23 protein-coding genes are annotated in these 26,804 nt (G+C 63.2%); 19 read left to right on the top strand and 4 right to left on the bottom strand.

Features of this window, described 5'->3' with window-relative positions; translation table 11 throughout:
• The first annotated feature begins 53 nt into the window (after positions 1–53).
• The 15 genes from DLM86_RS14640 to DLM86_RS14570 all read left to right on the top strand — a co-directional run bounded on the left by DLM86_RS14640 (position 54) and on the right by DLM86_RS14570 (position 15,225).
• Complete coding sequence (locus DLM86_RS14640) at positions 54–935, top strand: branched-chain amino acid ABC transporter permease (protein ID WP_110840781.1); 882 nt, start codon at positions 54–56, stop codon at positions 933–935.
• Positions 936–1,913: a branched-chain amino acid ABC transporter permease gene (locus DLM86_RS14635; protein WP_245954601.1), complete on the top strand. Its 978-nt coding sequence runs from the start codon at positions 936–938 to the stop codon at positions 1,911–1,913.
• A complete protein-coding gene (locus DLM86_RS14630; protein ID WP_110841048.1) occupies positions 1,906–2,691 on the top strand; it encodes an ABC transporter ATP-binding protein in 786 nt (261 codons plus the stop codon). The genes DLM86_RS14635 and DLM86_RS14630 overlap by 8 nt, the downstream gene beginning before the upstream one ends.
• Entirely contained in the window at positions 2,675–3,385 is a 711-nt protein-coding gene (locus DLM86_RS14625) for an ABC transporter ATP-binding protein (RefSeq protein WP_110840780.1), read from the top strand. The genes DLM86_RS14630 and DLM86_RS14625 overlap by 17 nt, the downstream gene beginning before the upstream one ends.
• Positions 3,382–4,377 (top strand): agmatinase family protein, encoded by a 996-nt coding sequence (locus DLM86_RS14620; RefSeq protein WP_110840779.1) that lies wholly within the window; start codon positions 3,382–3,384, stop codon positions 4,375–4,377. The genes DLM86_RS14625 and DLM86_RS14620 overlap by 4 nt, the downstream gene beginning before the upstream one ends.
• A gap of 3 nt (positions 4,378–4,380) precedes the next feature.
• The gene (gene hutU / locus DLM86_RS14615) at positions 4,381–6,045 is read left to right on the top strand and encodes a urocanate hydratase (RefSeq protein ID WP_110840778.1); all 1,665 of its coding nucleotides are present in this window, start codon (positions 4,381–4,383) and stop codon (positions 6,043–6,045) included.
• 60 nt (positions 6,046–6,105) lie between these two features.
• Entirely contained in the window at positions 6,106–7,407 is a 1,302-nt protein-coding gene (hutI, locus tag DLM86_RS14610) for an imidazolonepropionase (protein ID WP_110840777.1), read from the top strand.
• A 203-nt stretch (positions 7,408–7,610) separates the two neighbouring features.
• Positions 7,611–7,958, top strand: coding sequence for a hypothetical protein (locus DLM86_RS14605; protein ID WP_110840776.1), 348 nt, complete (start codon positions 7,611–7,613; stop codon positions 7,956–7,958).
• Positions 7,959–8,114: 156 nt separating this feature from the next.
• The gene (locus tag DLM86_RS14600; protein WP_110840775.1) at positions 8,115–8,612 is read left to right on the top strand and encodes a cation:proton antiporter regulatory subunit; all 498 of its coding nucleotides are present in this window, start codon (positions 8,115–8,117) and stop codon (positions 8,610–8,612) included.
• A 2-nt stretch (positions 8,613–8,614) separates the two neighbouring features.
• Positions 8,615–9,880 (top strand): cation:proton antiporter, encoded by a 1,266-nt coding sequence (locus DLM86_RS14595; protein WP_110840774.1) that lies wholly within the window; start codon positions 8,615–8,617, stop codon positions 9,878–9,880.
• A gap of 4 nt (positions 9,881–9,884) precedes the next feature.
• Entirely contained in the window at positions 9,885–10,769 is an 885-nt protein-coding gene (locus DLM86_RS14590) for a YitT family protein (RefSeq protein ID WP_110840773.1), read from the top strand.
• Positions 10,770–10,916: 147 nt separating this feature from the next.
• Positions 10,917–11,984 carry a Gfo/Idh/MocA family protein gene (locus DLM86_RS14585; protein ID WP_110840772.1) on the top strand — a complete coding sequence of 356 codons (1,068 nt, stop codon included), beginning with the start codon at positions 10,917–10,919 and terminating at the stop codon, positions 11,982–11,984.
• Positions 11,985–12,377: 393 nt separating this feature from the next.
• Entirely contained in the window at positions 12,378–13,625 is a 1,248-nt protein-coding gene (locus DLM86_RS14580; protein ID WP_245954600.1) for an MFS transporter, read from the top strand.
• Between the two features lie 223 nt (positions 13,626–13,848).
• Positions 13,849–14,193 (top strand): hypothetical protein, encoded by a 345-nt coding sequence (locus DLM86_RS14575; protein ID WP_110840771.1) that lies wholly within the window; start codon positions 13,849–13,851, stop codon positions 14,191–14,193.
• Between the two features lie 186 nt (positions 14,194–14,379).
• Positions 14,380–15,225 (top strand): YitT family protein, encoded by an 846-nt coding sequence (locus DLM86_RS14570; protein WP_245954624.1) that lies wholly within the window; start codon positions 14,380–14,382, stop codon positions 15,223–15,225.
• Positions 15,226–15,316: 91 nt separating this feature from the next.
• Here DLM86_RS14570 and DLM86_RS14565 read toward each other — a convergent pair whose 3' ends face one another.
• Positions 15,317–17,554, bottom strand: a complete 2,238-nt coding sequence (locus tag DLM86_RS14565; RefSeq protein WP_158289478.1) for a helix-turn-helix domain-containing protein — start codon at positions 17,552–17,554, stop codon at positions 15,317–15,319.
• A gap of 272 nt (positions 17,555–17,826) precedes the next feature.
• On the opposite strand from DLM86_RS14565, the gene DLM86_RS14560 reads away from it, so the two are divergent.
• From DLM86_RS14560 to DLM86_RS14550, 3 genes are all read left to right on the top strand, one after another.
• Positions 17,827–19,512, top strand: a complete 1,686-nt coding sequence (locus DLM86_RS14560) for an extracellular solute-binding protein (protein ID WP_158289477.1) — start codon at positions 17,827–17,829, stop codon at positions 19,510–19,512.
• Between the two features lie 127 nt (positions 19,513–19,639).
• Positions 19,640–20,497, top strand: a complete 858-nt coding sequence (locus tag DLM86_RS14555) for an ABC transporter permease (protein ID WP_110841046.1) — start codon at positions 19,640–19,642, stop codon at positions 20,495–20,497.
• Between the two features lie 18 nt (positions 20,498–20,515).
• Complete coding sequence (locus tag DLM86_RS14550) at positions 20,516–21,400, top strand: carbohydrate ABC transporter permease (RefSeq protein ID WP_110840767.1); 885 nt, start codon at positions 20,516–20,518, stop codon at positions 21,398–21,400.
• 48 nt (positions 21,401–21,448) lie between these two features.
• On the opposite strand, the gene DLM86_RS14545 is transcribed toward DLM86_RS14550, so the two are convergent.
• The gene (locus tag DLM86_RS14545; protein ID WP_110840766.1) at positions 21,449–22,870 is read right to left on the bottom strand and encodes an extracellular solute-binding protein; all 1,422 of its coding nucleotides are present in this window, start codon (positions 22,868–22,870) and stop codon (positions 21,449–21,451) included.
• Positions 22,871–23,153: 283 nt separating this feature from the next.
• Here DLM86_RS14545 and DLM86_RS14540 point away from each other — a divergent pair, with 283 nt between their 5' ends.
• Positions 23,154–24,146 carry a zinc-dependent alcohol dehydrogenase gene (locus DLM86_RS14540; protein WP_110840765.1) on the top strand — a complete coding sequence of 331 codons (993 nt, stop codon included), beginning with the start codon at positions 23,154–23,156 and terminating at the stop codon, positions 24,144–24,146.
• A 48-nt stretch (positions 24,147–24,194) separates the two neighbouring features.
• Here the strand turns inward: DLM86_RS14540 and DLM86_RS14535 are convergent, their stop codons facing one another.
• Positions 24,195–25,319 (bottom strand): S-adenosylmethionine:tRNA ribosyltransferase-isomerase, encoded by a 1,125-nt coding sequence (locus DLM86_RS14535; RefSeq protein ID WP_110840764.1) that lies wholly within the window; start codon positions 25,317–25,319, stop codon positions 24,195–24,197.
• A gap of 41 nt (positions 25,320–25,360) precedes the next feature.
• The gene (locus tag DLM86_RS14530) at positions 25,361–26,122 is read right to left on the bottom strand and encodes an SDR family oxidoreductase (RefSeq protein ID WP_110840763.1); all 762 of its coding nucleotides are present in this window, start codon (positions 26,120–26,122) and stop codon (positions 25,361–25,363) included.
• Between the last annotated feature and the right edge of the window lie 682 nt (positions 26,123–26,804).

The following is a 26,804-nucleotide window of genomic DNA, read 5'->3' as shown; positions in this document are numbered from 1 at the left end:
TCGGCCGGGTCCTCCTTCGCCCGCTTCGAGACTCGGAAAGGACGGATGAACGGATGTTGATTCAGCAATTGCTTAACGGCGTTTCGCTAGGCTTTATTTATATTCTGATCGCGGTCGGGCTGACGATGGTGTACGGGGTGCTGAAGCTGCTTCATTTCGCGCACGGCGTCATCTACATGGTCGGCGCCTTCGCCGCGATGGCCGGCATGACGTACTTTCATATGTATTTCGCCGTGGCGTTTCTGTTCGCGCTGGCCGTCTCGGGGGCGGCGGGGATGGCGGTGGAGCGGATCGCGTACCGGCCGCTGCGCGGGGTGCATCCGATTACGACGCTGATCAGCGGCATCGGCGTGGCGATCTTTCTGGAGAACGCATTCCAGGTCGCCTTCGGCTCGGATACGCGGGCGTTTCCGGAAACGGGCATCGACGTGTCGATCGTCCGGCTGTCGGAATCGGTATCGCTCACCAATACGAAGCTGTACATCATCACCGCCGGCCTGGCGGGCATCGGTCTGCTGTACGCGTTTCTGAAGCTGACCCGGCTCGGTCTCGCCATTCAGGCGGCCGCCCAAGATATGCGCGCCGCATCGCTGATGGGCGTCAACGTCAACCGCGTCGTGTCGGTCACCTTTTTCCTCGGGTCGGCCTTGGCGTCGGCGGCCGGCGTCCTCGTGGCGATGAACTTCAACTCGCTCTATCCGACGATGGGCGCGATTCCCGGTCTGAAGGCGTTTTGCGTCGTCGTCCTCGGCGGACTCGGCTCGATTCCGGGGACGATCGTCGGCGGCCTGATTCTCGGCATCGTGGAGTCGCTCAGCGACGGGTTCATGACGGGCATGGTCGTCGACAAGGACGCCATCGCGTTCCTCATTCTGATCGTCATTCTGCTGATCAAGCCTTCCGGCCTGTTCGGCAAAAACATCGAGAAAGTGTAGGTGATCCCGTTGGATGCGTTCTTCAATCCGTATTACGTCGACATCGTCGTCTTCCTGATCATCTACATGATGCTCGGCCTCGGCCTGAATCTCATGACGGGGTACGCCGGACAAGTGTCGCTCGGGCACGCCGCCTTTTTCGGAATCGGCGCTTACAGCTCCGCCATTTTGTCGACGAAAGCGGGGATCGACCCGTGGATTTCGATGATCCTGGCCGTCGTCCTGACGTTTCTGTTCAGCGCCGTTCTCGGCTTGCCGAGCTTGCGGGTGCGGGAAGACTTCTTGGCCATTACGACGCTCGGACTCGGGCTGATCATCCAGTCGTTTTTCAAAAACGCGGATATTACCGGGGGCGCTTACGGCATCGATTCCATTCCGCCCTTATCGCTGTTCGGGACGAAGCTGGACAATACGGGCGTTCTGGTCGTCGTCGCGCTGGCGCTGCTCGCTTCGATCTACGCGCTGCGGAAAATGACCCGCTCCCGCATCGGACGCGCCTGGATGGTCATCCGCGAGGACGAGACGGTCGCGAAAGCGATGGGCATTCATACGACGTACTGCAAAGTGCTCGTGTTCGCGATCGGCGGCGCCTATGCGGGCGCAGCGGGCGCGCTGTTCGCCCACAAGATGTCGTTCATCGGCGCGGAATCGTTCGGCTTCACGGTGTCGGCCACGGTGCTCAGCATGGTCGTCGTCGGCGGCCTCGGCAGCATCCGCGGGACGCTGTTCGGCGTGACGCTGCTTTACCTGCTGCCCGAGCTGTTCCGGCTGTTCAAGATCGACGGCGTCGACATGAAATATATCGACATGTACAAAATGATGCTTTACGGCTTGCTCATGGTCGTCGTCATGCGGTACCGGCCGAAAGGCATCTTCGGCAAGACGGGGATGAAAACGAAAAGCTGTCGCGCGGCCGATGAGGACCGTTCGGCGGACCGGGAGACGAAGGGGGTGAAGGAACGTGTCGATCCTGCTTAAAGCCGACGGCGTCACGAAACGATTCGGCGGGCTGACCGCGGTGAACGGAGTCGGCCTCGAAGTACGGAAGGGCGAAATTCTCGGGCTGATCGGCCCGAACGGCGCCGGGAAGACGACCTTCTTCAACATTCTGACCGGCATCTACAAGCCGGACGGGGGAACGATCTCCTTCGACGGCCGCCCGATTCACGCGCTGCCTTCGTTCCGCATCGCCCGGGCGGGCATGATGCGGACGTTCCAGAACATCCGGCTGCTGAAGGAAGAGTCGGTGCTCGACAACGTGAAGGTCGGCTTGTTCGGCAAGACCGGCTCCGGCCTCTGGGCGGCCATCCTCGGTCTTCGTTCCGCGAAGCGGGAGGAAGAGGAGGTGACGGCGCGAAGCTTGGCGACGATCGAACGGGTCGGCTTGAAGGGGCGCGAGCGGGAGGCGGCCGGCAGCTTGTCCTACGGCGACCAGCGGCGGGTGGAAATCGCCCGGGCGCTCGCGTCGGACCCGAAGCTTCTACTGCTGGACGAGCCGACGGCGGGCATGAACGCCGCCGAGGTGCAGGAAATGACCGATTTGATTCGCGCCATCCGCGGCAAAGGGACGACGATCGTGTTGATCGAGCATAACGTCGCCATGGTGACGGGACTGTGCGACCGGGTCGCCGTGCTCGTCCACGGCGAAAAAATCGCCGACGGCGAGCCCGAGTCGGTCATCGCCAAGCCGGAAGTGGTCGAGGCGTATCTCGGCAAGCCGGACGAGGAGGTGATCGCCGTTGCTGCACATTCGTAACCTGCACGTGTCCTACGGCAGCATTCACGCCGTGCGCGACGTTTCGTTAACCGTCGAGGAAGGGGAGGTCGTCACGCTCATCGGTTCGAACGGCGCCGGCAAGACGACGACGGTCAACGCCATATGCGGCGCGCTGCCGGCCAAAGGCTCGATCGAGTACGGCGGGAAGCCGATTCTCGGACTTCCGACGCACCGGATCGTCGAGGCGGGCATCGCGATGGTGGCCGAAGGGCGCCGCATTTTTCCGAAGCTGACCGTCGAGCAAAATTTGCGGATGGGCGCCTTTTCCCGAAGGGCATCGCGGAGCGAGCTGGCGCGGGACATGGAGTACGTCTACGGGCTGTTCCCGCGTCTCGCGGAGCGGAAACGCCAGATGGGCGGCACGATGAGCGGCGGCGAGCAGCAAATGCTCGCGATCGGCCGCGCCTTGATGGCGAAGCCGAAGCTGCTCATCCTCGACGAGCCTTCGATGGGGCTCGCGCCGATCGTCGTCCGCGACATTTTCGATACGATCCGGACGATTCGCGGCCAAGGGCTGACGACGCTGCTGATCGAACAAAACGCCGCGATGGCGCTTTCCGTCGCGGACCGCGGCTACGTGCTGGAGCACGGGGAAATCGTCCACCACGACACGGCCGAACGGCTGAAGTCGCAAGATATCGTCAAAAAAGCGTATCTCGGAGGTTCGGCATGAAACGAATCGAGCTGCTTAACCCGCCGGAGCTCGTCCGCCGCCTGAACTGGCGCGACCGGTACGAGACGAAGGTCGCGCAATGGCTCGTCCCGTGGGACGGGGAGGAGGCGGTCGACGTCGGCTTCATCGGCGTGCCGCTGTCGAAAACGTCGATCAGCGTATCGGCGGCGTCGATGACGCCGAACGCGCTGCGCGAGCTGTTCCCGAACGTCACGACGTACAGCATCGACCACGACGTCGACCTGCAGCGGCTGCAGGCGCGCGATCTCGGCGACATCCGGATGCACGTCACCGACCTGCTGCGGTGCCACGACAATATCGAGCAAGGCTTGCGCAGCGTATACGAGGCGATGCCTCATTTGTTCCCCGTCATCGCCGGGGGAGACCATTCGATCACTTGTCCTTCCGTGAAGGCGTTCAAAAGCAAAATCGGCGGGAAGGTGGGCATCGTCCAGCTCGATTCGCACATGGACGTGCGCAATTTGGAGGACGGCGGCCCGTCCAACGGAACGCCGATTCGCGGACTGATCGAATCCGGCACGGTGGAAGGCCGGCATATCGCGCAGATCGGGCTTCACGGCTTCGCCAACTCGAAGCCGTACCGGGAATACGCCGTGGAGAAGGGCATTACGCAATTCACGGCGCGGCAAGTCGCCCGCGAAGGAGTCGAGACGCTCGTCGAACGGGCGATCGCCGCGGCCGGCGACGGGACGGACGCGATCTACGCGACCGTCGACATGGACGTGCTCGATCAGGCGTTTGCGCCCGGCGTCCCGGCGATGGTGCCGGCCGGCATGACCTCGTGGCAGCTGCTCGACGCCGCGTACATGCTCGGGCTCCATCCGAAGGTGAAGGCGCTCGACGTCGTCTGCGTCGATCCGCTGCAGGATCCGCGGCGGGCGACGGTGCGAACCGCGCTGCACGTCATACTGACTTTCCTGGCCGGCTATGCGAAGCGAAACGAGACATCATCGAACATGGGGGAGAGATAAGCGATGCAACATACGGACAAACGCGTCATCCGCGCATCGAGAGGGACGAAGCTGACCGCGAAAGGATGGCAGCAGGAAGCCGTTCTGCGCATGCTGATGAACAACCTGGACCCGGAGGTGGCCGAACGTCCGGAGGACCTCGTCGTATACGGCGGCATCGGCAAGGCGGCCCGCAACTGGGAATGCTTCGACAAAATCGTGGAATGCCTGACGAATCTGGAGGCGGACGAAACGCTGCTCATCCAGTCCGGCAAGCCGGTCGGCCTGTTCAAGACGCATCCGCAAGCGCCGCGTGTGCTGATCTCCAACTCGGTGCTCGTGCCGGCGTACGCGAACTGGGACACGTTCCACGAGCTCGACCGGAAAGGGCTGATGATGTACGGGCAAATGACGGCCGGCAGCTGGATTTATATCGGCACCCAAGGCATTTTGCAGGGGACGTACGAGACGTTCGCCGAAGCGGCGCGGCAGCATAGCGGCGGCACGCTGCGCGGGACGCTGACGCTGACCGCCGGACTCGGCGGCATGGGCGGCGCGCAGCCGCTCGCGGTGACGATGAACGACGGCGTCGTCATCGGCGTCGACGTCGATCCGACCCGCATTCAGCGGCGTATCGAAACGCGCTATTGCGACGTCATGGTGTACGAGCTGGACGAGGCGCTGAAGCTGGCCCGCGAGGCGCAGGAGCAGGAGAAGCCGCTCGCGATCGGGCTCGTCGGGAATGCGGCGGACATCTTCCCCGAATTCGTGAAACGGGGCATCGTGCCCGATTTCGTCACCGACCAGACGTCCGCGCACGATCCGCTGAACGGGTACGTCCCGGCCGGCCTCACGCTGGACGAAGCGGCGGCGCTGCGGAAGTCGAACCCCGCCGAGTACGTGGCGCGCTCGCGCCGGTCGATGGCGGATCACGTGCAGGCGATGCTCGACCTGAAGGAGCGCGGGGCCGTCGTGTTCGACTACGGCAACAACATCCGCCAAGTCGCGCTCGACGAAGGCGTGAAGAACGCCTTCGACTTTCCGGGCTTCGTGCCGGCCTACATCCGGCCGCTGTTCTGCGAAGGGAAAGGCCCGTTCCGCTGGGCGGCGCTGTCCGGCGACCCCTCGGACATTGACAAGACGGACGAGCTCGTGCTGCGCCTGTTCCCGGAAAACGATCATCTGCGCCGCTGGATCGGCATGGCCAAGGAGCGGATCGCGTTCCAGGGGCTGCCCGCGCGGATATGCTGGCTCGGCTACGGCGAGCGGATGAAGATGGGGCTCGCCATCAACGAAATGGTGCGCAGCGGCGAGCTGTCCGCCCCGATCGTCATCGGGCGCGACCATCTCGACTGCGGCTCCGTCGCCTCGCCGAACCGGGAAACCGAATCGATGAAGGACGGCAGCGACGTCGTCGGCGACTGGGCGATTTTGAACGCGCTCGTCAACACCGCTTCCGGCGCCAGCTGGGTGTCGGTCCACCACGGCGGCGGCGTCGGGATGGGCTACTCGCTGCACGCGGGCATGGTCGTCGTGGCCGACGGCACGAAGGAAGCGGAGGAGCGGCTGAGACGGGTGCTGACGACCGACCCCGGCATGGGCGTCATCCGCCACGCCGACGCGGGCTACGAGCTGGCGGTGAACACGGCCAAGGAGCGCGGCGTTCGCGTGCCGATGCTCGGCATCTGATGGAGAAGCGGCGGCCCGGCCGGTTGCGGCCGGCCGGGCGTCCGCCACGGAGGGAATCGCATGGACGACAAACGGATCGATCTGCTCGTGCACAATATCGGGACGCTGATCACGATGAGAGGGGCGCCGGGACCGCGGAAAGGCGCGGCCATGTCCGACATCGGCGCCGTCGGGCGGGGGGCCGTGGCGATCCGGGACGGCCTCGTCGTCGCCGCCGGGCCGGAGGACGAGGTGATCGCCGGGCTCGAGGCCCGAGGGACGACGGCCGCGTCGCGGCTCGATGCGGGTGGGCGGCTAGCCGCGCCGGGGCTGGTCGACCCGCACACGCATTTGGTGCACGGCGGCTCCCGCGAGCACGAGCTCGCCTTGAAGCTGAAGGGCGTGTCGTATTTGGACATTTTGGCGCAGGGCGGCGGCATTTTGAGCACGGTGCGCGCGACCCGGCAGGCGACCGAGGACGAGCTGTACACCAAGGCGAAAAAAAGCTTGGACACGATGCTGCTGCACGGCGTGACGACGGCGGAGGCGAAAAGCGGCTACGGGCTGACGCTCGAGGACGAGCTGAAGCAGCTGCGCGTCGCCAAGCGGCTCGACGCTTCGCACCCCGTCGACCTCGTCTCGACGTTTATGGGCGCCCATATGGTGCCCGAAGAGTATAAAGGGCGTTCGCGCGACTACGTCCGGCTCGTCATCGACGAGATGATGCCGGAGGTGAAGCGGCAAGGGCTGGCCGACTATTGCGACGTGTTTTGCGAGCACGGCGTCTTCTCGGTCGAGGAGTCCGAGGAGCTGCTGGCCGCCGCCCGCGCGATGGGCTTCGGCATCAAGATTCACGCCGACGAAATCGAGCCGATGGGCGGCGCGCAGCTGGCCGGCAAGCTCGGATGCGTCTCCGCCGAGCATTTGATCGCGGCGTCGGACGAAGGGCTGGAGGCGATGCGCGGCGCCGGCGTCATCGCCGTCTGTCTGCCCGCGACGTCGTTCAACCTGCGGCTGACGAAGCACGCCCGGGCGCGCGCGATGATCGACCGGGGGATGGCCGTCGCGCTGTCGACGGACTATAACCCCGGAAGCTCGCCGACGGAGTCGATCCAGCTTGTCATGACGCTCGGCTGCCTCAACCTCGGCCTGACGCCGGAGGAGACGATGACGGCGGTGACCGTCAACGCCGCTTGCGCGATCGGCAAAGGGGACGTCGCCGGGACGCTCGAGCCCGGCAAGCTTGCCGACCTCGTCCTGTTCGACGCGCCGAACGTCGCCTACCTGCCTTATCACTTCGGCGTCAATCACGTGCACGCCGTCGTGAAGCGGGGAAAGCTCGTCGTATACGACGGCAGGCTCGTCCCGGAAGGGGCGCGATGAGACCACGATGCGATCGGACCGTCACGGTTCGGTCGCTTCTTTATTCGTGAGGATTAATGGCGAAAACGCGATTACGGATCAGAAATCGGGCGATATACGGAGATAATGCCTTTCATTGTGACGTAAAAGGTTCCATTTGTTTGAATTTGACCGAATATTATGATAAAATAAAACGGAAATCGACAGAAAGGAGGGCGAACCGCTTGACGCTATCCCGCAACGTCCGTACGATCGTTCTTCTCGCTTTCGCGCTGTCGCTGCTGTGGACGTTTCTCGTGCCGACCGCCGAGCGTGTCGTGACGCCGGTTTCCAAGACGATCCCCGCCGTATCGGCCAAAGCTTCCTTCCATTCGCCCAGCGGCGCTCCGGCCCACCCGGTGCAGAAGCTTCGTCTGCTGCTGGCGCTCGTCGCCGTTTTCATGCCGTTTCCGATTGCGATCGTCCGCGCGGACCGCGTCCGCATTCGTCTGCAACGATTCGCGCCCCCCGTTGCTTTGCTCCGCAAGCAGCTTCTTCTGCGTTCTCTCCGATTCGGTTCCCGTTACTTATAACGGCCTGGTCCTTATTTTTCCTTCCTAACAAACATCCATTTTTTAACACTCGGTACGCGGGTGTAGTTTGGCATGCCCGAAAAAGGCGCCTCGTCTCCCGATCCGGGCATCGCCCTCATCCGATTGTGCCGTTATCACACAATCGGGAGGTCATCCATGAAACCAATCCGAGAATCGGATTTGCCGGGAATCGGCCGCAAATATGAAGTGGAGACGCGAGAGCGGCTCAAGCTCGTCATCGTCGTCCACGACGACGGCAGACGGGAAGTATACCAATTCGATCACCGCGAGCCGGATGAGGCCGTCTCGACGATGACGCTGGAAGACGACGAAGCGAGAGCCGTTGCCGCCATTCTCGGCGGAATGAACTATAAGCCCAAGGCGCTCGAGACGATCGAGGTCGCGCTGCACGACCTGGTCATCGAGTGGTTTCGCATCGACGCCGGCTTCGCCTGCGTGGGCAGGACGATCGGCGAGCTGGACGTCCGCCGGACGACCGGCGCGACGATTATCGCGGCCGTCGGCCTGGACCGTACGTCGCAAATCAACCCGGGACCTTCGTATCGGCTGGCCGCCGAAGGCACGCTGGTCGTCGCCGGCGAACGGGGGCAATTGAAGCTGCTCAAGCGGCTGCTGCAGAACGGGGGACTGTGACGATGGATCACCTCGTTCTCGAAATCGGTCTCGCCGTCGTCCTGATCGCCATAGCCGGACTGCTGTCGGCCCGGCTGCGATTTTCCGTCATTCCGTTCTACATCTTGATCGGCATGGCCGTCGGGCCGCATGCGCCCAAGCTCGGCGTGTTCGACTTCCGCTTTATCGAGAGCGCTCCTCTGATCGAATTCATGGGGAGGCTCGGGGTATTGTTTTTGCTCTTTTATCTCGGTCTGGAATTTTCGGTCGGCCGCCTCATCCGGTCGGGCCGTTCGATCGTCGTGGGCGGGACGATTTACATCGCCATCAATTTTACGCTCGGCCTGCTGTTCGGCCTGCTGGCGGGGATGCCGTACAAGGAGATGCTCGTCATCGCCGGCATTACGACGATTTCGTCCAGCGCGATCGTGGCCAAGGTGCTCGTCGACCTGAAGCGGACGGCCAATCCGGAGACGGAGATGATTCTCGGCATCATCATGTTCGAGGACGTGTTCCTCGCCGTGTACATCTCGATTTTGTCGGGGCTTCTGCTGAGCGGCTCGACCTCGGTCGCCGGAGTGGCGCTGTCCGCCTTCGTCGCCCTCGCGTTCATGCTCGCCGTCCTCGTCATCGGCCGCAAGGCGGTGCCGCTGCTCAACAAAGCGCTCGACATCCGCTCCAACGAGCTGTTCCTGCTCGTCATTTTCGGCGGCTTGATGGTCGTCGCCGGCTTCTCCGAGACGATCCACGTCGCGGAAGCGATCGGCGCGCTGCTCGTCGGCCTCGTGCTGGCGGAAACCGAGCATATGAAGCGGATCGAGCATCTCATCCTGCCGTTTCGCGATTTTTTCGGCGCGATGTTCTTTTTCAGCTTCGGGCTGACGATCGATCCGACGACGCTCGGCGGAGCGGTATGGCTGTCGCTCGCCGCCGTGGCGGTGACGCTCGCCGGCAATTTCGCCGCAGGCCTGCTGGCGGGGCGAAGCGCCGGCCTGTCGGCGAAGGCGTCGGTCAATATCGGCTTGACGATCGTGTCGCGCGGCGAGTTTTCGATCGTCATGGCGAATCTCGGCAAAGCGGGCGGGCTGCTCGCGGTTTTGCAGCCGTTCGCCGCCCTGTACGTCCTGCTGCTGGCCATACTCGGCCCGCTGCTGACGAAGGAGTCGAAGCGCGTCTACCGGCTCGTACGTCCGCTGTTGGGAGAGGAGCGGCCGTCTGCGGCCGCTGTCGGCCCCTCCGACACGTCCGCGGCGGCGGCTTCGGCACCGGCCGCGGAGAAGGAAGGTTGACGCGATGCGGCGCGGGGCGAAGTTCGGTTGCCCGGCCGGCGGTATGTGGCGGCGTATGGTCGGCGGTGCGCCCGCCGCCGTCTCGTTTTGCGCGGGCATCGCCCTCATCGCGGTCGGGCTCGAGCTGTTCCTGAAGCCGAACCGGCTCGTGGCGGGCGGCACGCAGGGCATCTCGATCGTGCTCTCGCACGTGACGGAGATGCGGATGGGGCTGCTGCTTCTCGCTCTGAACGTACCGTTCCTGTTCCTGAAACGTCCCGGGAGCGGCCTGCGCTCCGTCCTGGCCCGGACGGCCGCTCTCGGCGCGACGGCGGCCGCGGCGCTCGCGCTCGAGCCGGTGCCGCCGCTGACCGAGCATGCGCTCGCGGCGTCGGTGCTCGGCGGCCTCGCGATCGGCTCCGGCGCGGGGCTCGTCCTTCGCGTCGGCGCGTATACGGACGGCTTGCGCGAGACCGCCTTTCGCCTCCGGCCGAAGGTGCCGCTGTCGGCGGCGGAGCTCGTCGCGCTTTTCCATCTGGCCGTCCTGGCGCTGGCCGGCTTCGCGTTCGGCTGGGAGCGCGCGCTGTATTCGGCCATCGCGTATTATGCGGCGTACAAGTCGCTCGAAGCGACGGTGCGCCGGTTCCGCCGCCATACGATGGTCGTCATCCGCTCCGGGCGCCCGCACGACGTGCGGACGAGGCTGACGGAGCGTCTCGGCGGCGACGTGACGTTCCTCCGCGGTCCGCACGCATCCGCCGCGGAGAGCGATTGTCTCGTCGCCATCGTCGCCCGCGAGCGCGAGCGCGCGCTTCGCGAGGAGGTCCGCGGGGCGGACCCCGCCGCCGAGCTGACCGCGACCGCGGTCGAAGGGGGCGGCGGCCGGCACGAGGCTCCTTACGGGCCGTAACCGGCCGCGGCTGCACGGAGGCGAAGTGCGAAAAGTGCAAAACTTAGGACCGGGAAGACAAAGAATGTCCCCTGCAATCGGGATAAGATGGAGGTGTGAGAAACGCTGGAATCTTCAGCAAACCAAGCGGGGGAAAGGAAGAACGCCATGACAACGATTCGTCTGGGCATTATCGGCTGCGGCGGCATGACGGGAGCGCACGCCGGTGGATTCCATCATTTGGCAGACCGGGTGGAGATCGCCGCCGTATGCGACGTCGTGCCGGAGCGCGCGCACCAAGCCGCGGAGCTGACCGGCGCCAAGGTCGCCGTCACCGATTACCGGGAGCTGCTCGGCCATGTGGACGCCGTGCTCGTCGTGCTGCCGCACGACCTCCATTACGAGGTGGGGCTCGCCTGCCTCGAGGCGGGCAAGCACGTCCTGATGGAGAAGCCGATGTGCAATACGGAGCAGCAGTGCATCGATTTGATCGAGACGGCGGAGCGTGCCGGCAAAGTGCTGATGACCGCTTACCCGGTCCGCTTTTGGCCGATCGTCCGGAAGCTGAAGGAGCTTCTCGACGCGAAGGCGTACGGCGACTGCTTCCAAATGTCCGTCTGGACGGAGCAGTTCACCCGGTACTATGACGGCCACTGGGCGCTTTCCGCGGATCGGCTCGGGGGCGGGCAATTTTTCAGCCACGGCTGCCATTACGTCGATTTGCTGCTCTGGCTGCTCGGCAGGCCGGTGCGGGGAACGCATATCGGGACGAACTTCGGCACGCCTTGGATGGAACGGGAAGGAACGAGCAACGTGACGATCGAGTTCGAGAGCGGCGCTCTCGGCTATCATTTCGGCACGTGGGGGGCCCGAGGGACGAGGCTCGGCTGGAGCATTCACGCCCACTGCACGGAAGGGATGCTCGAAATCAACCTGGCCGAGCGCAAGCTGTACGCGCATACGCACATCAAGGAAGAGAAGGCGAACCTCGATACGGCATCGCGTACGACCGTCCTGTACGAGGCCGACGCGTCGGGCAAGTTCACGCATCACGAGCTGGAGCATTTCCTCGATTGCATCCGCGACGGCTCCCGCCCGATGACGGACGGGCCGACGAGCCTGCAAGGATTGCGGGTCATTTGGCGGCTGTACGAGGCCGAGCGGAACGGGACGGTCGCCGACTTGCGCGGGCTCGGACTCGACGAGGCGTGGAAGCCGCACAAGCCGATCCGCTAATTCGCCGACGCACTAGCGACGAGAACGGGAGTTTCCCGACGGAGCGAGAAGCTCTGCGGGAAGCTCCCGTTTTTTTTCGCCGCATTCGGTTATAATCGACTTTTCGCTTTACTTTGCAGGCTTGACGCGTAAAACTGGATGGTAACGATTAACGGAGGTGTCCGAAATGAGACGATTCAGCAAACGAATGGCAGACGAATTCCAAAATAACGAAAAACGAACGGCGGACGGTGCGCGCAACGCGATAGCGGATGCTTGTCGCGCGGTCGGGCTGCAAAGAAGAACGAGATTGTAACGGGAACGGGGCGCATCCCGCCGCCCCATGCCTGCCAAGCTTCATCGCATTGCCGACTGGATGGATGGCCTCCGTTCGCCTGAAAGGCGGACAACATTTTGAAAAACCATCGCGCGTCTCTGCTGTATGCCGTTATGAAAATCGTCGAGTCGCTCGCCAATGCGACGATGTTTACGACGTATGCGATCTATTACGTCGCGGAGCTTCGATTAAGCCCGTTCGAGCTGCTCCTTGTGGGAACGGCTCTCGAAGCGACCGTGCTCTTGTTCGAAGGGATAACGGGGGTCGTCGCGGACACGTACGGCCGCCGGCTGTCGGTCCTCTCGGGGGTGTTCGCGCTCGGCGCCGGCTTCGTCCTGCAGGGGCTCGTCCCTTGGCTCGATTCGCCCGCACCCGCCGTGCCCGCGCTCGCCTGGATACTCGTCTCGCAGGTCGTTTGCGGCATCGGCTATACGCTGATCAGCGGCGCCGAAACGGCTTGGATCGTCGACGAAGCGGGCGAAGCCGACGTCGGGCGTCTGTTCATGCGCGTCAAACGGCTGTCGCTGATCGCGACCTTGGCCGGCATCGCGCTTAGCGTCGGCCTTTCGACCGTCGCCCCGAACGTTCCGTATGTCGTCGGCGGATTGCTGTATGCCGGCCTCGGCTTTTTCCTTGTCGCGCGCATGACGGAAACGAACTTCGTCCCGGCGGAGCGCGTCGCCGGCGCCTCCCCGTTCCGGGACATGAAGACGACATGGCTCACGGGCGTGAACGCCGTTCGCCATCGGCCGGTGCTGATCGCGATCGTCGTCGTGACGCTGTTCGGCGGCGCGGCGTCCGAGGGGTACGACCGGCTGTGGGAAGCCCATATGATCGGCGGGATCGGGTTCCCGGACGGCGTCCCGCTGTCGATGGCGGCCTGGTTCGGCGTCATATCCGTTCTCGTCACGGTGCTGAGCCTGATCGCCGTCCGAATCGCCGAAAGACGTCTCGATATGGACAACACCCGCCATATCGTCACGAGCATGTTCGTGCTGACCGGCTTGCGCATCGCCGCGATCGCGTCGTTCGCGCTTTCGCCCGGCTTCGCCTGGGCGTTCGGCTCCGTCTTGGCGCTCGGCGTCATCCGGTCGCTGTCCGGACCGATATACGATACGTGGCTCAACCAAAACATCGAAAGCAAGGTGCGCGCGACCGTCCTATCGATGATGGGCCAGTCGGATGCGCTCGGGCAAACGGCGGGCGGTCCGCTCGTCGGCCTCGTCGGGAGCCGGTACTCGGTCCGGGCGTCGCTTCTCGCGGCAGCCGCTTTGCTGTCGCCGCTTTTGATCGTGTTCGGCCGCGTGTTGCGCAAGCGAAAGTAAGGGGAGCTCGCCCGCATCCGCAGCCGGAGCTCCGCTGCGAAAACCGATGTTTTCGCGCGGCTCGGGCTTTTTTCTTTCCGCGTAAGAGCTTACATTAGGAGTGATATTCGGAGATAATGCGAGGGAAACGGACCAAAGATGCCGTTCCGTTGCATTCTTTTTGAAAATTGGGCAAATTTGTGGTATTATGGCTTTAGAGAGACTTGCGGGGAGGGGGGGAAGTATGAACGTTGCGAAGGTGTGTCGGATACATCTGAAGGCGATCGTCGCTTTCGCTCTCCTCTGGTCGTTTCTCATGCCGACGATCGAATCGGTCGTCACCCCCGTATCCAGCGCCATTCCCGCCGTATCTGCAGGGGGGGCGGGATGCTCTTCGGCCAGCGCGGCCGTCCAAAATTTCGAGAAGCCGGAGGAAGCTTTACCGTTTGCGGTCTTCTCGCAAATGGCGTTCCCGGTCGGCTTCGTCATCTCCGCCATGCTGCTTCGGCAAGCTCGAGCGATTCCTCTGCTGATGAGGAGATTGCTTCTTCGTCCGATCAAATTCACTTCCGTATACGTCTCGTTGTAGCGACATTCGCGCCGACCCGTCCGTGGCAAGCCGAGTCGACTTGCCTGCCATACTGAGCCGCAATCGCGCGGGCTTGTTTGGCTGCGCCTGCGCCTTGCGCGCATCGCTACAGGGAGGATTACGATGAAAACAGACACTGTACAGCTGCAACAAACGCAAACGCATCCCCAACATACCCATTCGCAAATGACCCGGATGCAATTCGTCCAACGGGTGCTGTTCCTTACGTTCGGGGCGGCGCTGTTCTCGGTCGGCCTGGAAATTTTCCTGGTTCCGAACAATATTATCGACGGCGGCATCGTCGGCATCTCGATCATTACGTCCGCGTTAACCGGACTGCCGCTCGGCATTTTCCTGCTCGTTCTCAATCTTCCGTTCTTTTACTTGGGGTATAAGCAGATCGGCAAAACGTTCGCCATCTCCACCCTATACGCCGTCGTCATCATGTCGGCCGGCACGTGGCTGCTCCATTCCGTCCAGCCGCTGACGGACGATCCGCTGCTCGCTTCCGTATTCGGCGGCATCATCCTGGGCGTCGGCGTCGGCATGGTCATCCGTTTCGGCGGCTCGCTGGACGGGACGGAAATCGTGGCGATTCTCATCACGAAGAAGTCGCCGTTCTCGGTCGGCGAAATCGTCATGTTTTTCAACGTGTTCATTCTCGCCAGCGCCGGCTTCGTCTTCGGCTGGGACCGCGCGATGTATTCGCTGATCGCTTACTTTATTGCGTATAAGATGATCGACGTCATCATCGAAGGGTTCGACGAGTCGAAGTCGGTATGGATCATCAGCGAGAAGCACGATGACATCGGCCAGGCGATCATTCAGCGTCTCGGCCGCGGGGTCACGTATTTGCACGGGGAAGGCGCGTTTACGGGCGGCGAGAAGCGGGTCATCTTCTGCGTCATCACCCGCCTCGAGGAAGCGAAGATGAAGTCGATCGTCGAGGAGCTCGATCCGGGCGCGTTCCTCGCCGTGGGCAACATCCACGACGTGAAGGGCGGCCGGTTCAAGAAAAAGGATATTCACTAGAGACCGTGTCCAATCGGAAAGCCTCGCCTTTCGGCCGCTGTTGCGGCCGGGGGCGAGGCTTTTTTTGGGGGGAGCGGGCCGCCGCCCCGCCTCATTCCGTCGAGTTGACGAGGCATTCGCGCCGGTACTCGCCGGGCGTCACGCCGGTCAGCCGCCGGAACATCCGCGTGAACGAGTTGGCGTTCTGGTAGCCGACTTTGGCGGCGATGTCCTGGATTTTGTCCTCGGTCCCTTCGAGCATCTGCTTCGCCTTGCCGATCCGGTATTCGTTCAAGTAGTCGCTCAAGTTTTGCCCCGTCTTCTCCTTGAAATAGTTGCGCAGGTAGCCGGTCGAAATGTTCAGCCGGTCCGCGATCAAGTCCTGGTAAATGTCCTCTCCGTAATGCGTCTCGATGAACCGGACGACGAAGTCGACGATCGGATCCCGCGCCTCGCGCTTCTCGCGGATGAGCGCCGCCGCCTGCCTCGCGACGCGCTCGAAAAACGATTCGTACTGCTCCGCGGAGACGAACGATTCGATCTCGTCGTACGGAGAGGGAGCGCGCGCCCCGGCGAGGAGGCTCGTGTCGATCCGGTGCGCCATGAGCGCCATAAGCAGCTTCGAGAGCAGGTCGCCGGCGAACTGCCGGTATTGCCACGCGGCCGCGTCGCACCGGGCGAGCCGCTGCATCGCGCCTCTCAACAGCGCCAGCAGCTGCGCCTCGCTGCCCGCCTCCAGATGGGCGGCGAAGCCGCGCTCCTCGTCGGGCGTCCAGACGGCGATCGGCCCCGGCGCCCCCGGCGTCGCGATCACCTGCGTCTCGTCGTTCAGCCTGCGGCGGCGCATCATCTCCGCGGCCGACTCGTAGGCCGCCGTAAACTCCGACGGCTGCCACAGCCGCGGCTCGCAGGCGATCGTCAGCCGGTACAGCGCCTTGTCGCGGTCGAACGCCGCCTTGAACGAGTCCAGCATGCCGGCGACCGTCCCGGAAACGTCCGTATCCGAGAACACGATCGTCAGGAGACGGTCCTTCTCGATCGGCATCGTCACCGAATCGGGGAACGCCCGCGACCACTCCGCATTGACGCATTCGAGCACGTTCGCCGCCCGCGCCGCGTCGCCGCCTCCCGCAAGCCCGTCTTCCCGCGTATAATGAATATGCATCATGACGAAATGAAACGGCCGGTCCGCACCGGCCGGCGGCTGCGCTTCGGTGTCGATCGGCGGGACGCTTTTGATTTTGTCCAAGTAGCCGTACTTTTGCAGCAGCGAATCTTTGCGCCGGATCGATCGGAACATATGCTCCAGGCTTTCGCTGATGACGTTGAATTCGGCGATCGAGCTGCGGTGCCGGATGGCCGGATTCATCTGGCGCAGCGCCTCGACGATCCGCTGGACGGGATGCTTGAACCGGGCGCTCAGCAGCACCGAGATGACGACGCTGACGAGCACCGAGATCGCGAACAGCGTCAGCAGCAGGGCGTTCAGCTTCGATAGCTGCGCGGCGATGCTCGAGTACGGGACGATGCTGACGTAGGTCAAGCCCGATACCGGCCCCGTCTGGTAAAAGTAGTAGCTGTCCGCATGGCGCACGAACGACGACCCCGCCGGCAGCTTCGGCAGCGCATCGCCCGCGGCCCCGGTGCGGTAAAACGGCGCGCCGTCCGCGCCCAAGATCGTAAACGCATGGCCGGACGTCTGCGCAAGCCCCGAGAACATCCGGTCGGCGTCGACGAGCGCGCCGGCGTAAAACTGGCTGCCGATCCGGCTTTTCACGATGACGGGGAAATAGCGTCCGCCGTCGGGCCCGGCCGCGTCGTACCGGAACCGCTTGAATTCCGCGACGGGGAACGCGCGGAGGTGAAAATCTTCGGCGAACTGCTTCTCCCAGAAGGCCGGGCCGTATTCGCGGCTGGCGTAATATTTGCCGAACATGTCGTCGGTACGGGCGAACCCGTTTTTATCGATGACGAAGCCTTCGTTTTTGAAGTAAATGAAAACGTTTTCGAGATCGAGGTTGTAATGGCCGGCGATCGTCTTGAACTCCTCCGCCAGGTCGTTGACGATCGGGAAGTCGGAGTCGATGCTTCCTTTCTTGAGAGCCGCCACCGCGTTGTCGAAGTAGTAGCGGGTGAGCAGGTCGTCGAGCTGGCGCAGCTGCTTCTCGTAGCCGTCGACCGTCTTCGACAAGCCCATCGTACCCGACCGGATGAGCTGCCCGCGCATTTGACCGTAGAAGAAATGGTAAGCCAGCAGGTTAAAGGCGAACGAAATGAAAATCACGACCAGAAATCCGAGCAGCAGCTTCGCGAACAACGAGCGGCCGTTCCATCGGATGCGTCCTTTCACGTCGATGACCCCCGTTTCCGAACGGATTGCTTTTGTTCCAGTATAGCGAATGAAATCGGTTTCATCCATCGTTTCGGCTATTCCGTTTCGTTACTCTTATTCCGAAAAGCAGCCATCTTCGCGTAAACGGCGGTTGGGTGTCGGTTCGGAATACAATCGGCGAAACGGATCGTTGTGCCGGAAAGGGCCGCGAGACTAAGATGGGCTTACGGAGCGTCCGGCCGAACGGGCGTCCGACAATCGAGCGATATCGAGAGGGGTGCGCGATCGAGATGAAGCGTACGGCAGCATGGCTGCTCGCACTGAGCCTGGCGGCGGTTCCCGCGCTGGCCGCGTGCGGCAAAGACGAGGCGGGCGGGACGAAGCCGCCGGCCGATGCGGGCAAGGCGGGGATCGGTACGGAGACGGCGGCGCCGAAGACGGTGCCGGAGAAGTACGATCCGCCGATCGAGCTGACGACGGTCAATTACAGCTTTCCGACGACCAAATTTTTCAACGGCGAAGATATCAACAACAACATTTGGGTGCGCACGATCGCCGAGAAGTACGGGATCAAGGTGAAGACGCAGTGGTACGTGCCGTCCACCGAATACGAGAAGAAGACGAACCTGATGATCGCCTCCGGCGACATTCCCGACTTCTTCGCGGCGACGCCGCAGCAGTTCCGGCAGCTGTACGAGGCGGGCCAGCTCGAGGAGATGACGAAGCTGTACAACGACTACGCTCCCGAATCGGTCAAGAAGGTGATGGCGGGCGCGGGGGAGACGGTGCTCAAGTCGGCGACGATCGACGGCAAGCTGATGGCGATTCCGTGGACCGGCGTCGCGAAGGAAGGACCGGCGATCCTGTGGATTCGCAAAGATTGGAAGGAAAAGCTTCAGCTGCCCGATCCGAAGACTATCGACGACCTGTTCGCGATCGCCGACGCATTCGTGAAGAAAGATCCGGACGGGAACGGCAAGGACGACACGTTCGGACTGGCGATGGATAAAGATCTCGGCATGGCGGGGGGCATCATGCAGGGGTACGGCGCGTATCTCGATGCGACGACCGGCTTCTGGATCAAGGACGCGTCCGGCCGGCTCGCCGCCGGCGACATTCAGCCGGAAATGAAGAAAGCGCTTGCGAAGCTGAGCGAGATGTACAAGGCGGGCCATTTCGATCCGGAATTCATCGTCAAGGACCCGAACAAAGTGTACGAGACGATCGGCGGCAACAAAATCGGCATGATGATCGGCGGCCGGGGCTCGGCGAATTCTCCGCTCGTGACGCTGACGCCGAACCAGGAGTGGCAGGCGTACGAGATGCCGACCGTCGACGGCAAGCCGTTCAAGGCGCAGCTGCCGCTCAACATCTTCAGTTATTACTGGGTCGTGAAGAAAGGAACGAAGCATCCGGAAGCGATTTTCAAAATGATGGACTTCTGGCTGCAGACGTACTACTACAACAAGTCCGAGGACGTGTACTACAAATTCATCGTGCCGAGCAAGGAAGACCAGTCGGCGATCTGGACGTATTCCCCGGTCAAAATTTATTTGCCGGACAACAACATCGAGAACTACCGGCAGGCGACCGCCGTGCTGGACGGCAAAATCAAGCCCGAGGAGCTGGCCCCGGAGCGCAAAAAAGTGTACGACCGGATCATGCTGTACAAGGGCGGGCAAAAAAACTTGTGGGGCGAGTTCGCGCAAAACGGCCCCGGCGGCTCGGCCGGCATCATCGACCGGATCATCAAGGAGGACCGGTTCGTGCCGAACCAGTTCTACACGACGCCGACCGCGACGATGGCGGAGCGCAACGAGCAGCTGAAGAAGCTGCGCATCGAAACGTTCGTCAAAATCGTCACGGGCAACCTGCCGCTCGACGCCTTCGACAAGTTCGTGGCCGACTGGAAAAAGCAGGGCGGCGACATGATCACCAAGGAAGTGAACGACTGGTACGCCGCGCAGACAAAGTAACCGTCCTCGCGCCGGCGCCGCCGAACTACGGGTTCGGCCGGCGCCGGCGGGGGAACGTTCGGGAGGAGGAGCGGGGTTGAACGCCGTACGGAAAGCGAAACGACTGAGGGAGCTGCCGCTCCATTTGATGATTTTGCCGGGGGCGATTATCGTCTTCATCTATCATTACGTGCCGATGGGCGGACTCGTCATGGCGTTCCAGAAATATATTCCGGTGAAAGGCGTCTTCGGGTCGGAATGGGTCGGCCTGCGCAATTTCCGGTACGTGTTCAGCCTGCCGAGCACGATGGACGTGCTCTGGAACACGCTGTTCATCGCGGTCATGAAAATCGTCGCGGGCCTTATCGCGCCGATCGCGACGGCGCTTCTGCTGAACGAGCTGCGACGGGCCGTCTTCAAGCGGACGGTGCAGACGCTCATCTACTTGCCCCATTTCCTGTCGTGGACGATATTGGCCGGCATCCTGATCGACATCCTGTCGCCGGGGCAGGGCATCGTCAACCGGGTGCTCGGCATGGCCGGCATCGACCCGATCTTTTTCCTCGGGGACAACAGATGGTTCCCGTACACGATCGTCCTCTCCAACGAATGGAAGGAGTTCGGCTTCGGCACGATCGTCTATCTCGCCGCGCTGTCGAGCGTCGATCCGTCCTTGTACGAGTCGGCGGTCATCGACGGAGCGGGCCGATGGCGCCAGACGTGGCACATTACGCTTCCCGGCATCCGGCCGGTCATCGTCCTTCTCACGACGCTCAGCCTCGGGCAAATTTTGAATGCGGGGTTCGAGCAAATTTTCAACCTGTACAGCCCTTACGTGTACGAAAGCGGGGACATTATCGACACGATGGTGTACCGGATGGGGCTCGAGGACGCGCAGTACAGTCTCGCCACGGCGGTCGGGCTGCTCAAGTCGGTCGTCTCGCTGCTGCTCATCTCGGTGTCGTACCTGCTCGCGTACCGGCTGGCCAACTACCGTATTTTTTAGCGAAGGGGGAGCTCGTCCGTGGTAGAAAATCCGTCCTTCGGCCGGAAGCTGTTCGTCGCCGCGAACTACGCCGTCCTGCTCGCGCTCGCCTTCGTCTGCCTGTTCCCGCTCGTCCATGTGCTGGCGGTGTCGTTCAGCTCGAGCGGCGCGGCGGCGGCCGGGCGGGTCGGGCTGTGGCCGGTCGAATTTACGACGAAGGCGTACGCGTTCGTGCTCGGCAAGGAGGAGTTCGTCCGCTCGTTCGGCGTATCGGTGCGGCGGCTCGTACTCGGCACCGCTCTCAATATGGCGCTGTGCGTCCTGATCGCGTACCCGCTGTCGAAGGAGACGCGCGATTTCAAGCTGCGCACCGTCTACGTCTGGTACTTCTTCGTCACGATTTTGTTCGGGGGCGGGCTCGTCCCGACGTATATGACGGTCAAAAACACCGGGCTGATGGACACGATCTGGGCGCTCGTGCTGCCGAACGCGGTGCCGGTATTCAACGTCATTCTCGTGCTCAACTTTTTCCGGGGCTTGCCGAAGGAGCTCGAGGAGGCGGCGTTCATCGACGGGGCGGGCCATATGCGGACGCTGTGGAGCTTGTACGTCCCGCTGTCCAAGCCGGTGCTCGCGACGGTGCTGCTGTTCACGATGGTCGGCCATTGGAACGCCTGGTTCGACGGCCTCATCTACATGAACGATCCGACCCGTTACCCGCTGCAAAGCTACCTGCAGACCATTATTATCAACCAGGACGTGAGCGCGATGTCGGACAGCGACGTCGAGCTGATGAAGCAGCTGTCCAACCAGACGGTCAAGGCGGCGCAAATTTTCCTCGGCGCGATGCCGATCGTGGTCGTGTACCCGTTTCTGCAAAAGTTTTTCGTCAAAGGCATCGTGCTCGGCAGCGTCAAAGGGTGACGCGGCGGCTTTCGGCTTTCGCACCGCCGGGTCCGGCACGGCGTTCGGCTACAGCTTCCGCAGCCGTTCGGCCAGACCCGGCTCGTCGAGCATGCCGGACCAGTACAGCATCAGCTCCCGGCGCAGCGGCTCGAATTGCCGCATCGGCAGCCCGAGCTGCGCGTGCAGCCGGTACGACGGGATGATTTCGCGGAACAGCGGGAAGCGGGCGGGCCGGTTCAGCTTCGCGCCCGTTTCGGGCTCGGGCGATTCGGCCACCGCCTTCATCGCCGGGATGCTGAGCGTATGCGCGCGGATGTGCTCCTGCGCTCTGCGGGAAGCGGCGTAGTCGAGGAACAGCCGCACTTCCTCCTTGCGCTTCGTCCGGGCGCTCGCGAGCAGCCCGATCGCGACGAGCAGCGTGGCCGGCGGCCGGCCCGCCGGATTCGGAACGGGCGAGATATCGTACCGGACGCCGGCGTCCTTCAAGTCGTTCAAGCTGTGGTACGTGGCGAGCTGCATCGAAATGCGGCCTTCGGCGAACAGCCGGCTCGCTTCCGGCTCGCTCTCGGGCCAATAGTTCGGAAAGACGTCCCGGTTGCGCAAAATGTCCCCGCACAGCCGGACGCCCTCCAGCAGCCGCTCCAGCCGGTCTTCTCCGCCGGAACGCCCGATCGGCGCGTCCCCGTCCCTTTCTCCGAATGTCCCTCCGCCCTGCAGCACGAACAGCGGCCACCGGTTCTCGGACACCTGGAAAAAGTGAAACCCGTGCCGCTTCCCCGGCACCGTCAGTCGGGCGGCCGCATCCACCAGATCGTCCCACGTCCAGCCGGAATCCGGCTCGGGCAGCCCGGCCTCCGCGAAATGGTCCTTATTGTAGCATAGCACCACCGGCGAAAAGACGAGCGGGAGGACGTACGTCCGGCCGTCGATCGCAAACGCCTCGTTCAGAAACCGGTACATGCGGCCGTCCGGAGGAAGCGGCTCCGCCACATGCAGAAAGCCGCTCTCCGCCAATTCGCGGAAATGCATATGGTTGACGGTGAACAAATCGACCGATTCGTCATCGACGGCGTTCCGGATGAATTCGGGGTACGTGCCGCCGAGGGCGTCGCCGGCCGGATTCGCGGCGACCGGCGCTACGCGGATCGACGGATGGATCAGGTGAAAATCGTCCAGCAGCCGCTGAAAATCCGTGTCGCGCGCGATCGACGGGGAGCAGGCGATCGTAATCGTCGTCGTCGGACGGGCGGTGCCCGGGATGACGCGGCTGCCGACCTTGTCGATCTTGACGATGAGCCCTTCCGCCACGAGCGTCTCGAGCCCTTTGCGCACCGAATTGTTGCTTAGGCGGAACCGCATGGCGAGCGCGCTCTCCGCGGGCAGAAAATCCCCTTCCGCGTACGTCCCGTCCAAAATGCGGCCGCGCAGCTCGCGGACCATCTGATCGAGCCGCTCGGCGAACGTCCTGCGGCTTATTCGTTCGGTCATGTTCGTGCTCCTCGCGTTATCGTGGTATTGTCGGTTCCATTATAATCTAATTCATATCTCCGTGGGAATAGAAGTTATAATGAATTACAGCTCGCTGTGACGGAATGGGAGTATCGAATTTCTAGGGGGGTTGAATTAGAATGTGCATTAATGGTCGCGATAAAGTCATTGACTGCTTGAAGATATGAATTATAAAATCAACTACAGTATCATATTCGAACGGCGACCGCCGAGCTCCCGCGACATTGCGGGAGGGCGAACCGCCGGTTGGGGGAGAGCGAACGTGAAAGCGGCGAGAAGCATCGACGGGCGATTGGAAATCGCGGACATTCCGGTTCCGGAGACGACGGACCGGTCCGTGCTCGTACGGACGGAATATTCGGCGGTCAGCACCGGCACCGAGCTGATGGTGCTGCGCAAAGGGATCAACGCGTTTCTCGGCTACAGCGCGACCGGCATCGTGAAGGAGGCGGGCGCCGGCGTCGACCATGTGAAGGTCGGCCAGCGCATCGTCTGCTACGGCGCGCATACGCACGCCGACTACTTCCACGCGAGCCGGAACCATGTCGCACCGATCGCGGACCATGTCGATCCGCGGGAGGCGGCGTTCGCCGGCATCGCGACGATCGCGCTGCAAGGGCTGCGGCAGGCCGACCTCCGCTTCGGCGAGACGGTCGTCGTGCTCGGCCTCGGCATCGTCGGCCAGCTCGCCGCGCAGATCGCTCACGCGGCCGCGTACCGCGTCATCGCGATGGACTTGATGGAGACGCGCTGCGCGATGCTCGAGCAGGCGGGGCTCGGCGACGTATGCCGCTCGCCGGAGCAGCTGCGGGACCGCGTGCGGGAGGCGACTCGCGGGCAAGGCGCCGACTGCGTGCTCATCTGCGCCAATACGAAGGAGCACCGGCTCATCGATCAGGCGCTCGACTGGATTCGCGACAAAGGCAAAATCGTCATCGTCGGCGATACGAACACGGAGTTCGACCGGAACAAGCTGTTCGCGAAGGAAGCGCACATCACGATATCCCGGGCCGGCGGTCCGGGCCGGTACGATGCGGACTACGAGCGGGAGGGGCGGGACTACCCGTACGGCTACGTGCGTTGGACGCTGCAGCGCAACCTCGACGAGTTCGCCCGTCTGCTCGGATCGGGCCGACTGAACCTGAAGCCGCTCATTTCCGGCGTCTACCGGCTCGAGCAGCTGGAGGAGGCGTACGAGCGGGCGAAGCTGGCGCCCGCGGAGACGATGGGGCTGCTGCTCCGGTTCGGGGACTGAACGGCGCGAGCGGCCGATTCCATGCGAATCGGCCGGCTTTTTTGTACCCTATACCATCAAGTGAATATCGCCGAACTCGTGCCACAAGTACCGCTCCCGGATCGCCTCTTCGTAAGCGTGCCGGAGCGCCTTCCCGCCGACGAAGGCGGACAGCATATGGAGATGGCTCGCCTCGGGCTCGTGCAGGCCGCTCATCAGCCCGTCGGCGATGCGGAGCGGGTACGCCTCGTCGACGTACAGCGACGTCCGGCCGCTTCCCGGCCGGAGCGAGCCGTTCGCATCCGCGGCCGATTCGAGGCAGCGGACGACGGTCGTGCCGACCGCGATGATGCGTCCGCCGTCCCGCTTGGCGCGGTTGACCGTCTCCGCGGCCGCGGCGGAGACGGCGTACGATTCGGCGTTGTCCGCCGGATCGAGGCGGGAGCCGTACAAGTACGACAGCCCCGTGTGCAGCTGCACGTAGGCGATAGCGACGCCTTTTCGCCGGAGGGCGAACAGCATCTCCCACGTGAACGCCCTGCCGGCCGACGGCATCTCGATCGAGCCCGGCACGGTCCCGTACACGGTCTGATAATAGTCGAGGTCCCAGGGCCGTTCCGTATACTCGTAGCGGACCGGCTCCCCGAGCGCGTAAATGTCGGCGAACAGCTCGCGGCCGCCGCGATTGAACCGCAGCGCGACGAACGGCGAGCCCGCCCGCCTCTCCGCCTCGGCGTACAGGGCGGGGGAAAACCGCAGCGTCTCCGTTCCTCCCGCGATCGGCTCGGCGGGCGAGGGGAGAGCGGTAGCGGTCCCGAACCCGCCCTCCGCGGACGAGACGGTCCCGCCATCGGCAATCGCGCCCGAGAACCCGCCCGCATGCAGCAGCAGCGCCTCCCATTCCGCCTCTCCGGTCCGGCGGGCGAGGCGAACCTCGACTTCGTCGACCGGAATCGCTCCGACGAACCGGACCGCGCGCAGCGATGCCGGAATCGTGCGGCTTTCGTTCAGCACGAGGCAGTCGCCCGGCCGCAGCTCGTCGGCCAGCTTATGAAAGCTCGTATGGCGGACCGTCCCGTCCGCCCGGCTTTGCACCATGAGCCGGACCCGGTCGCGGCGCAAGCCGCGTCTCTCGGGCGGAGCCCCGGCGTTGCGCTCCTCCGGCAGCTCGAAGGCTAACGACTTCGTTTCCATGGAACATCCGCTCCTTTCCGTCCTCCAACCGTTTCCGTTCCCTACCCGTTTCCTTCCGCCGACGCCGATGCCGGTGCCGGGCCGTCCGCCGCGAACCGCTGCGCTTCGAACCGCGAGCCGTTGACGTGCGATGCTTCGTCCGACGCGAGCCAGAGGAAGACGCCGGTCAAATCGTTCGGGTCGGCCAGCTCGTAATCGCAGTCCGGCACCGCCGAGGCGTGCATCGCCGTATCCATTTCGCCCGGGTCGACCATGTTGACGCGCACGCCGCTGCCGTCCACCTCGGCCGCCCACGTCTCGGTCATCCCTTCGACGGCGAACTTCGAGATGCCGTAGGCGCCCCACCCCGCATAGCCGACGCTGCCCGCCTCCGACGTCACGTTGACGATCGAGCCCGATCCGCGCCGCAGCATGCCGGCGATGACGCGGCGCGTGACGAGAAACGTGCCGACGGCGTTGACGCGCAGCACCTCCGCGAAATCGTCCTCGGGGTAATCGAGCAGGAGCGGCATCGGGCTCGGGCCGAGCGCCGAAGCGTTGTTGACGAGCACGTCGATCCGCCCGTACGCCGACTCCGCCAGCGCCACGAACTTCTCCACGTCCCGCGCGGACGAGATGTCCGCGGCGACCGCCAGCACACCGGCCGCCCCGAGCGCCTCGGCCTCCCGGCGCACATCCTGCAGCGCCTCCTCGCCCCGCGCGCAAAGCGCCAAGCTCGCCCCCTGCCGGGCGAAGGCGAGCGCCAGCGCCTTGCCGAGCCCTTTGGAAGCTCCCGTAATCATGACAACCTGTTGTTCGTTCATCGTCGACTCCTCCGTTCGATTTAACATACTTTATATACTAAAATATATAAAAAGTTGATTTGAGTCGATTATATACGGCCGGGCGATGGAAATCAATACTACTTTATAATTATTTTAATTAATAAGGCTTAAACCGCTGGCCGTGCCGTTTTTTTTAGAAGAGAGGTGTTAACATTTCACCGTCTTTTAGCGAAAACCTGACATGAGGTTTGTCGAAGCGACCGACCGCAAGCGATCGCAGTCTATCGTTCATTATGGGAAAGCGGGTGAAAAGAATTGATCATGAAACGTTGTTTCGCATTCGTATTGGCGTTAACGCCGGCGAAAGTTCTCTTCGTACATGAACCGCCGCGGCTGCCGCTTTGAACGCAGCGACTTCGACTCGCCTGCAAGAAAAAACGGGTAGACCGTTCCCCGTTACGAGGATCGTGGTCTACCCGCCGCTCTGATCGACATTCAAAGTCGCCATTCCAGTTATAGTTCACCCACGGAAACAATGGGACGGTCCCAACGGCCATTTCCGAGGGTAGTGGGACAGACGCCGCGTTTTTTACAAGAATCGATCGACATTCGGCGGGTCGGACATGCTTCCGTCATCGTGCCGCCCGTCATCCCGAGAGCGGCGTAGTATATGCCGTCGACATCCGACGGGGCGGTATGCCCTCCTCGATCTATGAAATGA

The sequence above is a fragment of the Paenibacillus flagellatus genome (assembly GCF_003217775.1).
In the GTDB taxonomy this organism is placed as follows: domain Bacteria; phylum Bacillota; class Bacilli; order Paenibacillales; family NBRC-103111; genus Paenibacillus_AB; species Paenibacillus_AB flagellatus.
Note: the sequence above shows the minus strand (reverse complement) of the source record. Positions and strands in the feature narration are given on the sequence as shown.

Coding starts and splice junctions, on each gene's coding strand:
- DLM86_RS14640 (WP_110840781.1), top strand. CDS start 54: ATGTTGATTCAGCAATTGCTTAACGGCGTTTCGCTAGGCTTTATTTAT.
- DLM86_RS14620 (WP_110840779.1), top strand. CDS start 3,382: ATGAAACGAATCGAGCTGCTTAACCCGCCGGAGCTCGTCCGCCGCCTG.
- hutU (WP_110840778.1), top strand. CDS start 4,381: ATGCAACATACGGACAAACGCGTCATCCGCGCATCGAGAGGGACGAAG.
- hutI (WP_110840777.1), top strand. CDS start 6,106: ATGGACGACAAACGGATCGATCTGCTCGTGCACAATATCGGGACGCTG.
- DLM86_RS14600 (WP_110840775.1), top strand. CDS start 8,115: ATGAAACCAATCCGAGAATCGGATTTGCCGGGAATCGGCCGCAAATAT.
- DLM86_RS14595 (WP_110840774.1), top strand. CDS start 8,615: ATGGATCACCTCGTTCTCGAAATCGGTCTCGCCGTCGTCCTGATCGCC.
- DLM86_RS14590 (WP_110840773.1), top strand. CDS start 9,885: ATGCGGCGCGGGGCGAAGTTCGGTTGCCCGGCCGGCGGTATGTGGCGG.
- DLM86_RS14585 (WP_110840772.1), top strand. CDS start 10,917: ATGACAACGATTCGTCTGGGCATTATCGGCTGCGGCGGCATGACGGGA.
- DLM86_RS14575 (WP_110840771.1), top strand. CDS start 13,849: ATGAACGTTGCGAAGGTGTGTCGGATACATCTGAAGGCGATCGTCGCT.
- DLM86_RS14570 (WP_245954624.1), top strand. CDS start 14,380: ATGACCCGGATGCAATTCGTCCAACGGGTGCTGTTCCTTACGTTCGGG.
- DLM86_RS14560 (WP_158289477.1), top strand. CDS start 17,827: ATGAAGCGTACGGCAGCATGGCTGCTCGCACTGAGCCTGGCGGCGGTT.
- DLM86_RS14555 (WP_110841046.1), top strand. CDS start 19,640: ATGATTTTGCCGGGGGCGATTATCGTCTTCATCTATCATTACGTGCCG.
- DLM86_RS14545 (WP_110840766.1), bottom strand. CDS start 22,870: ATGACCGAACGAATAAGCCGCAGGACGTTCGCCGAGCGGCTCGATCAG.
- DLM86_RS14535 (WP_110840764.1), bottom strand. CDS start 25,319: ATGGAAACGAAGTCGTTAGCCTTCGAGCTGCCGGAGGAGCGCAACGCC.
- DLM86_RS14530 (WP_110840763.1), bottom strand. CDS start 26,122: ATGAACGAACAACAGGTTGTCATGATTACGGGAGCTTCCAAAGGGCTC.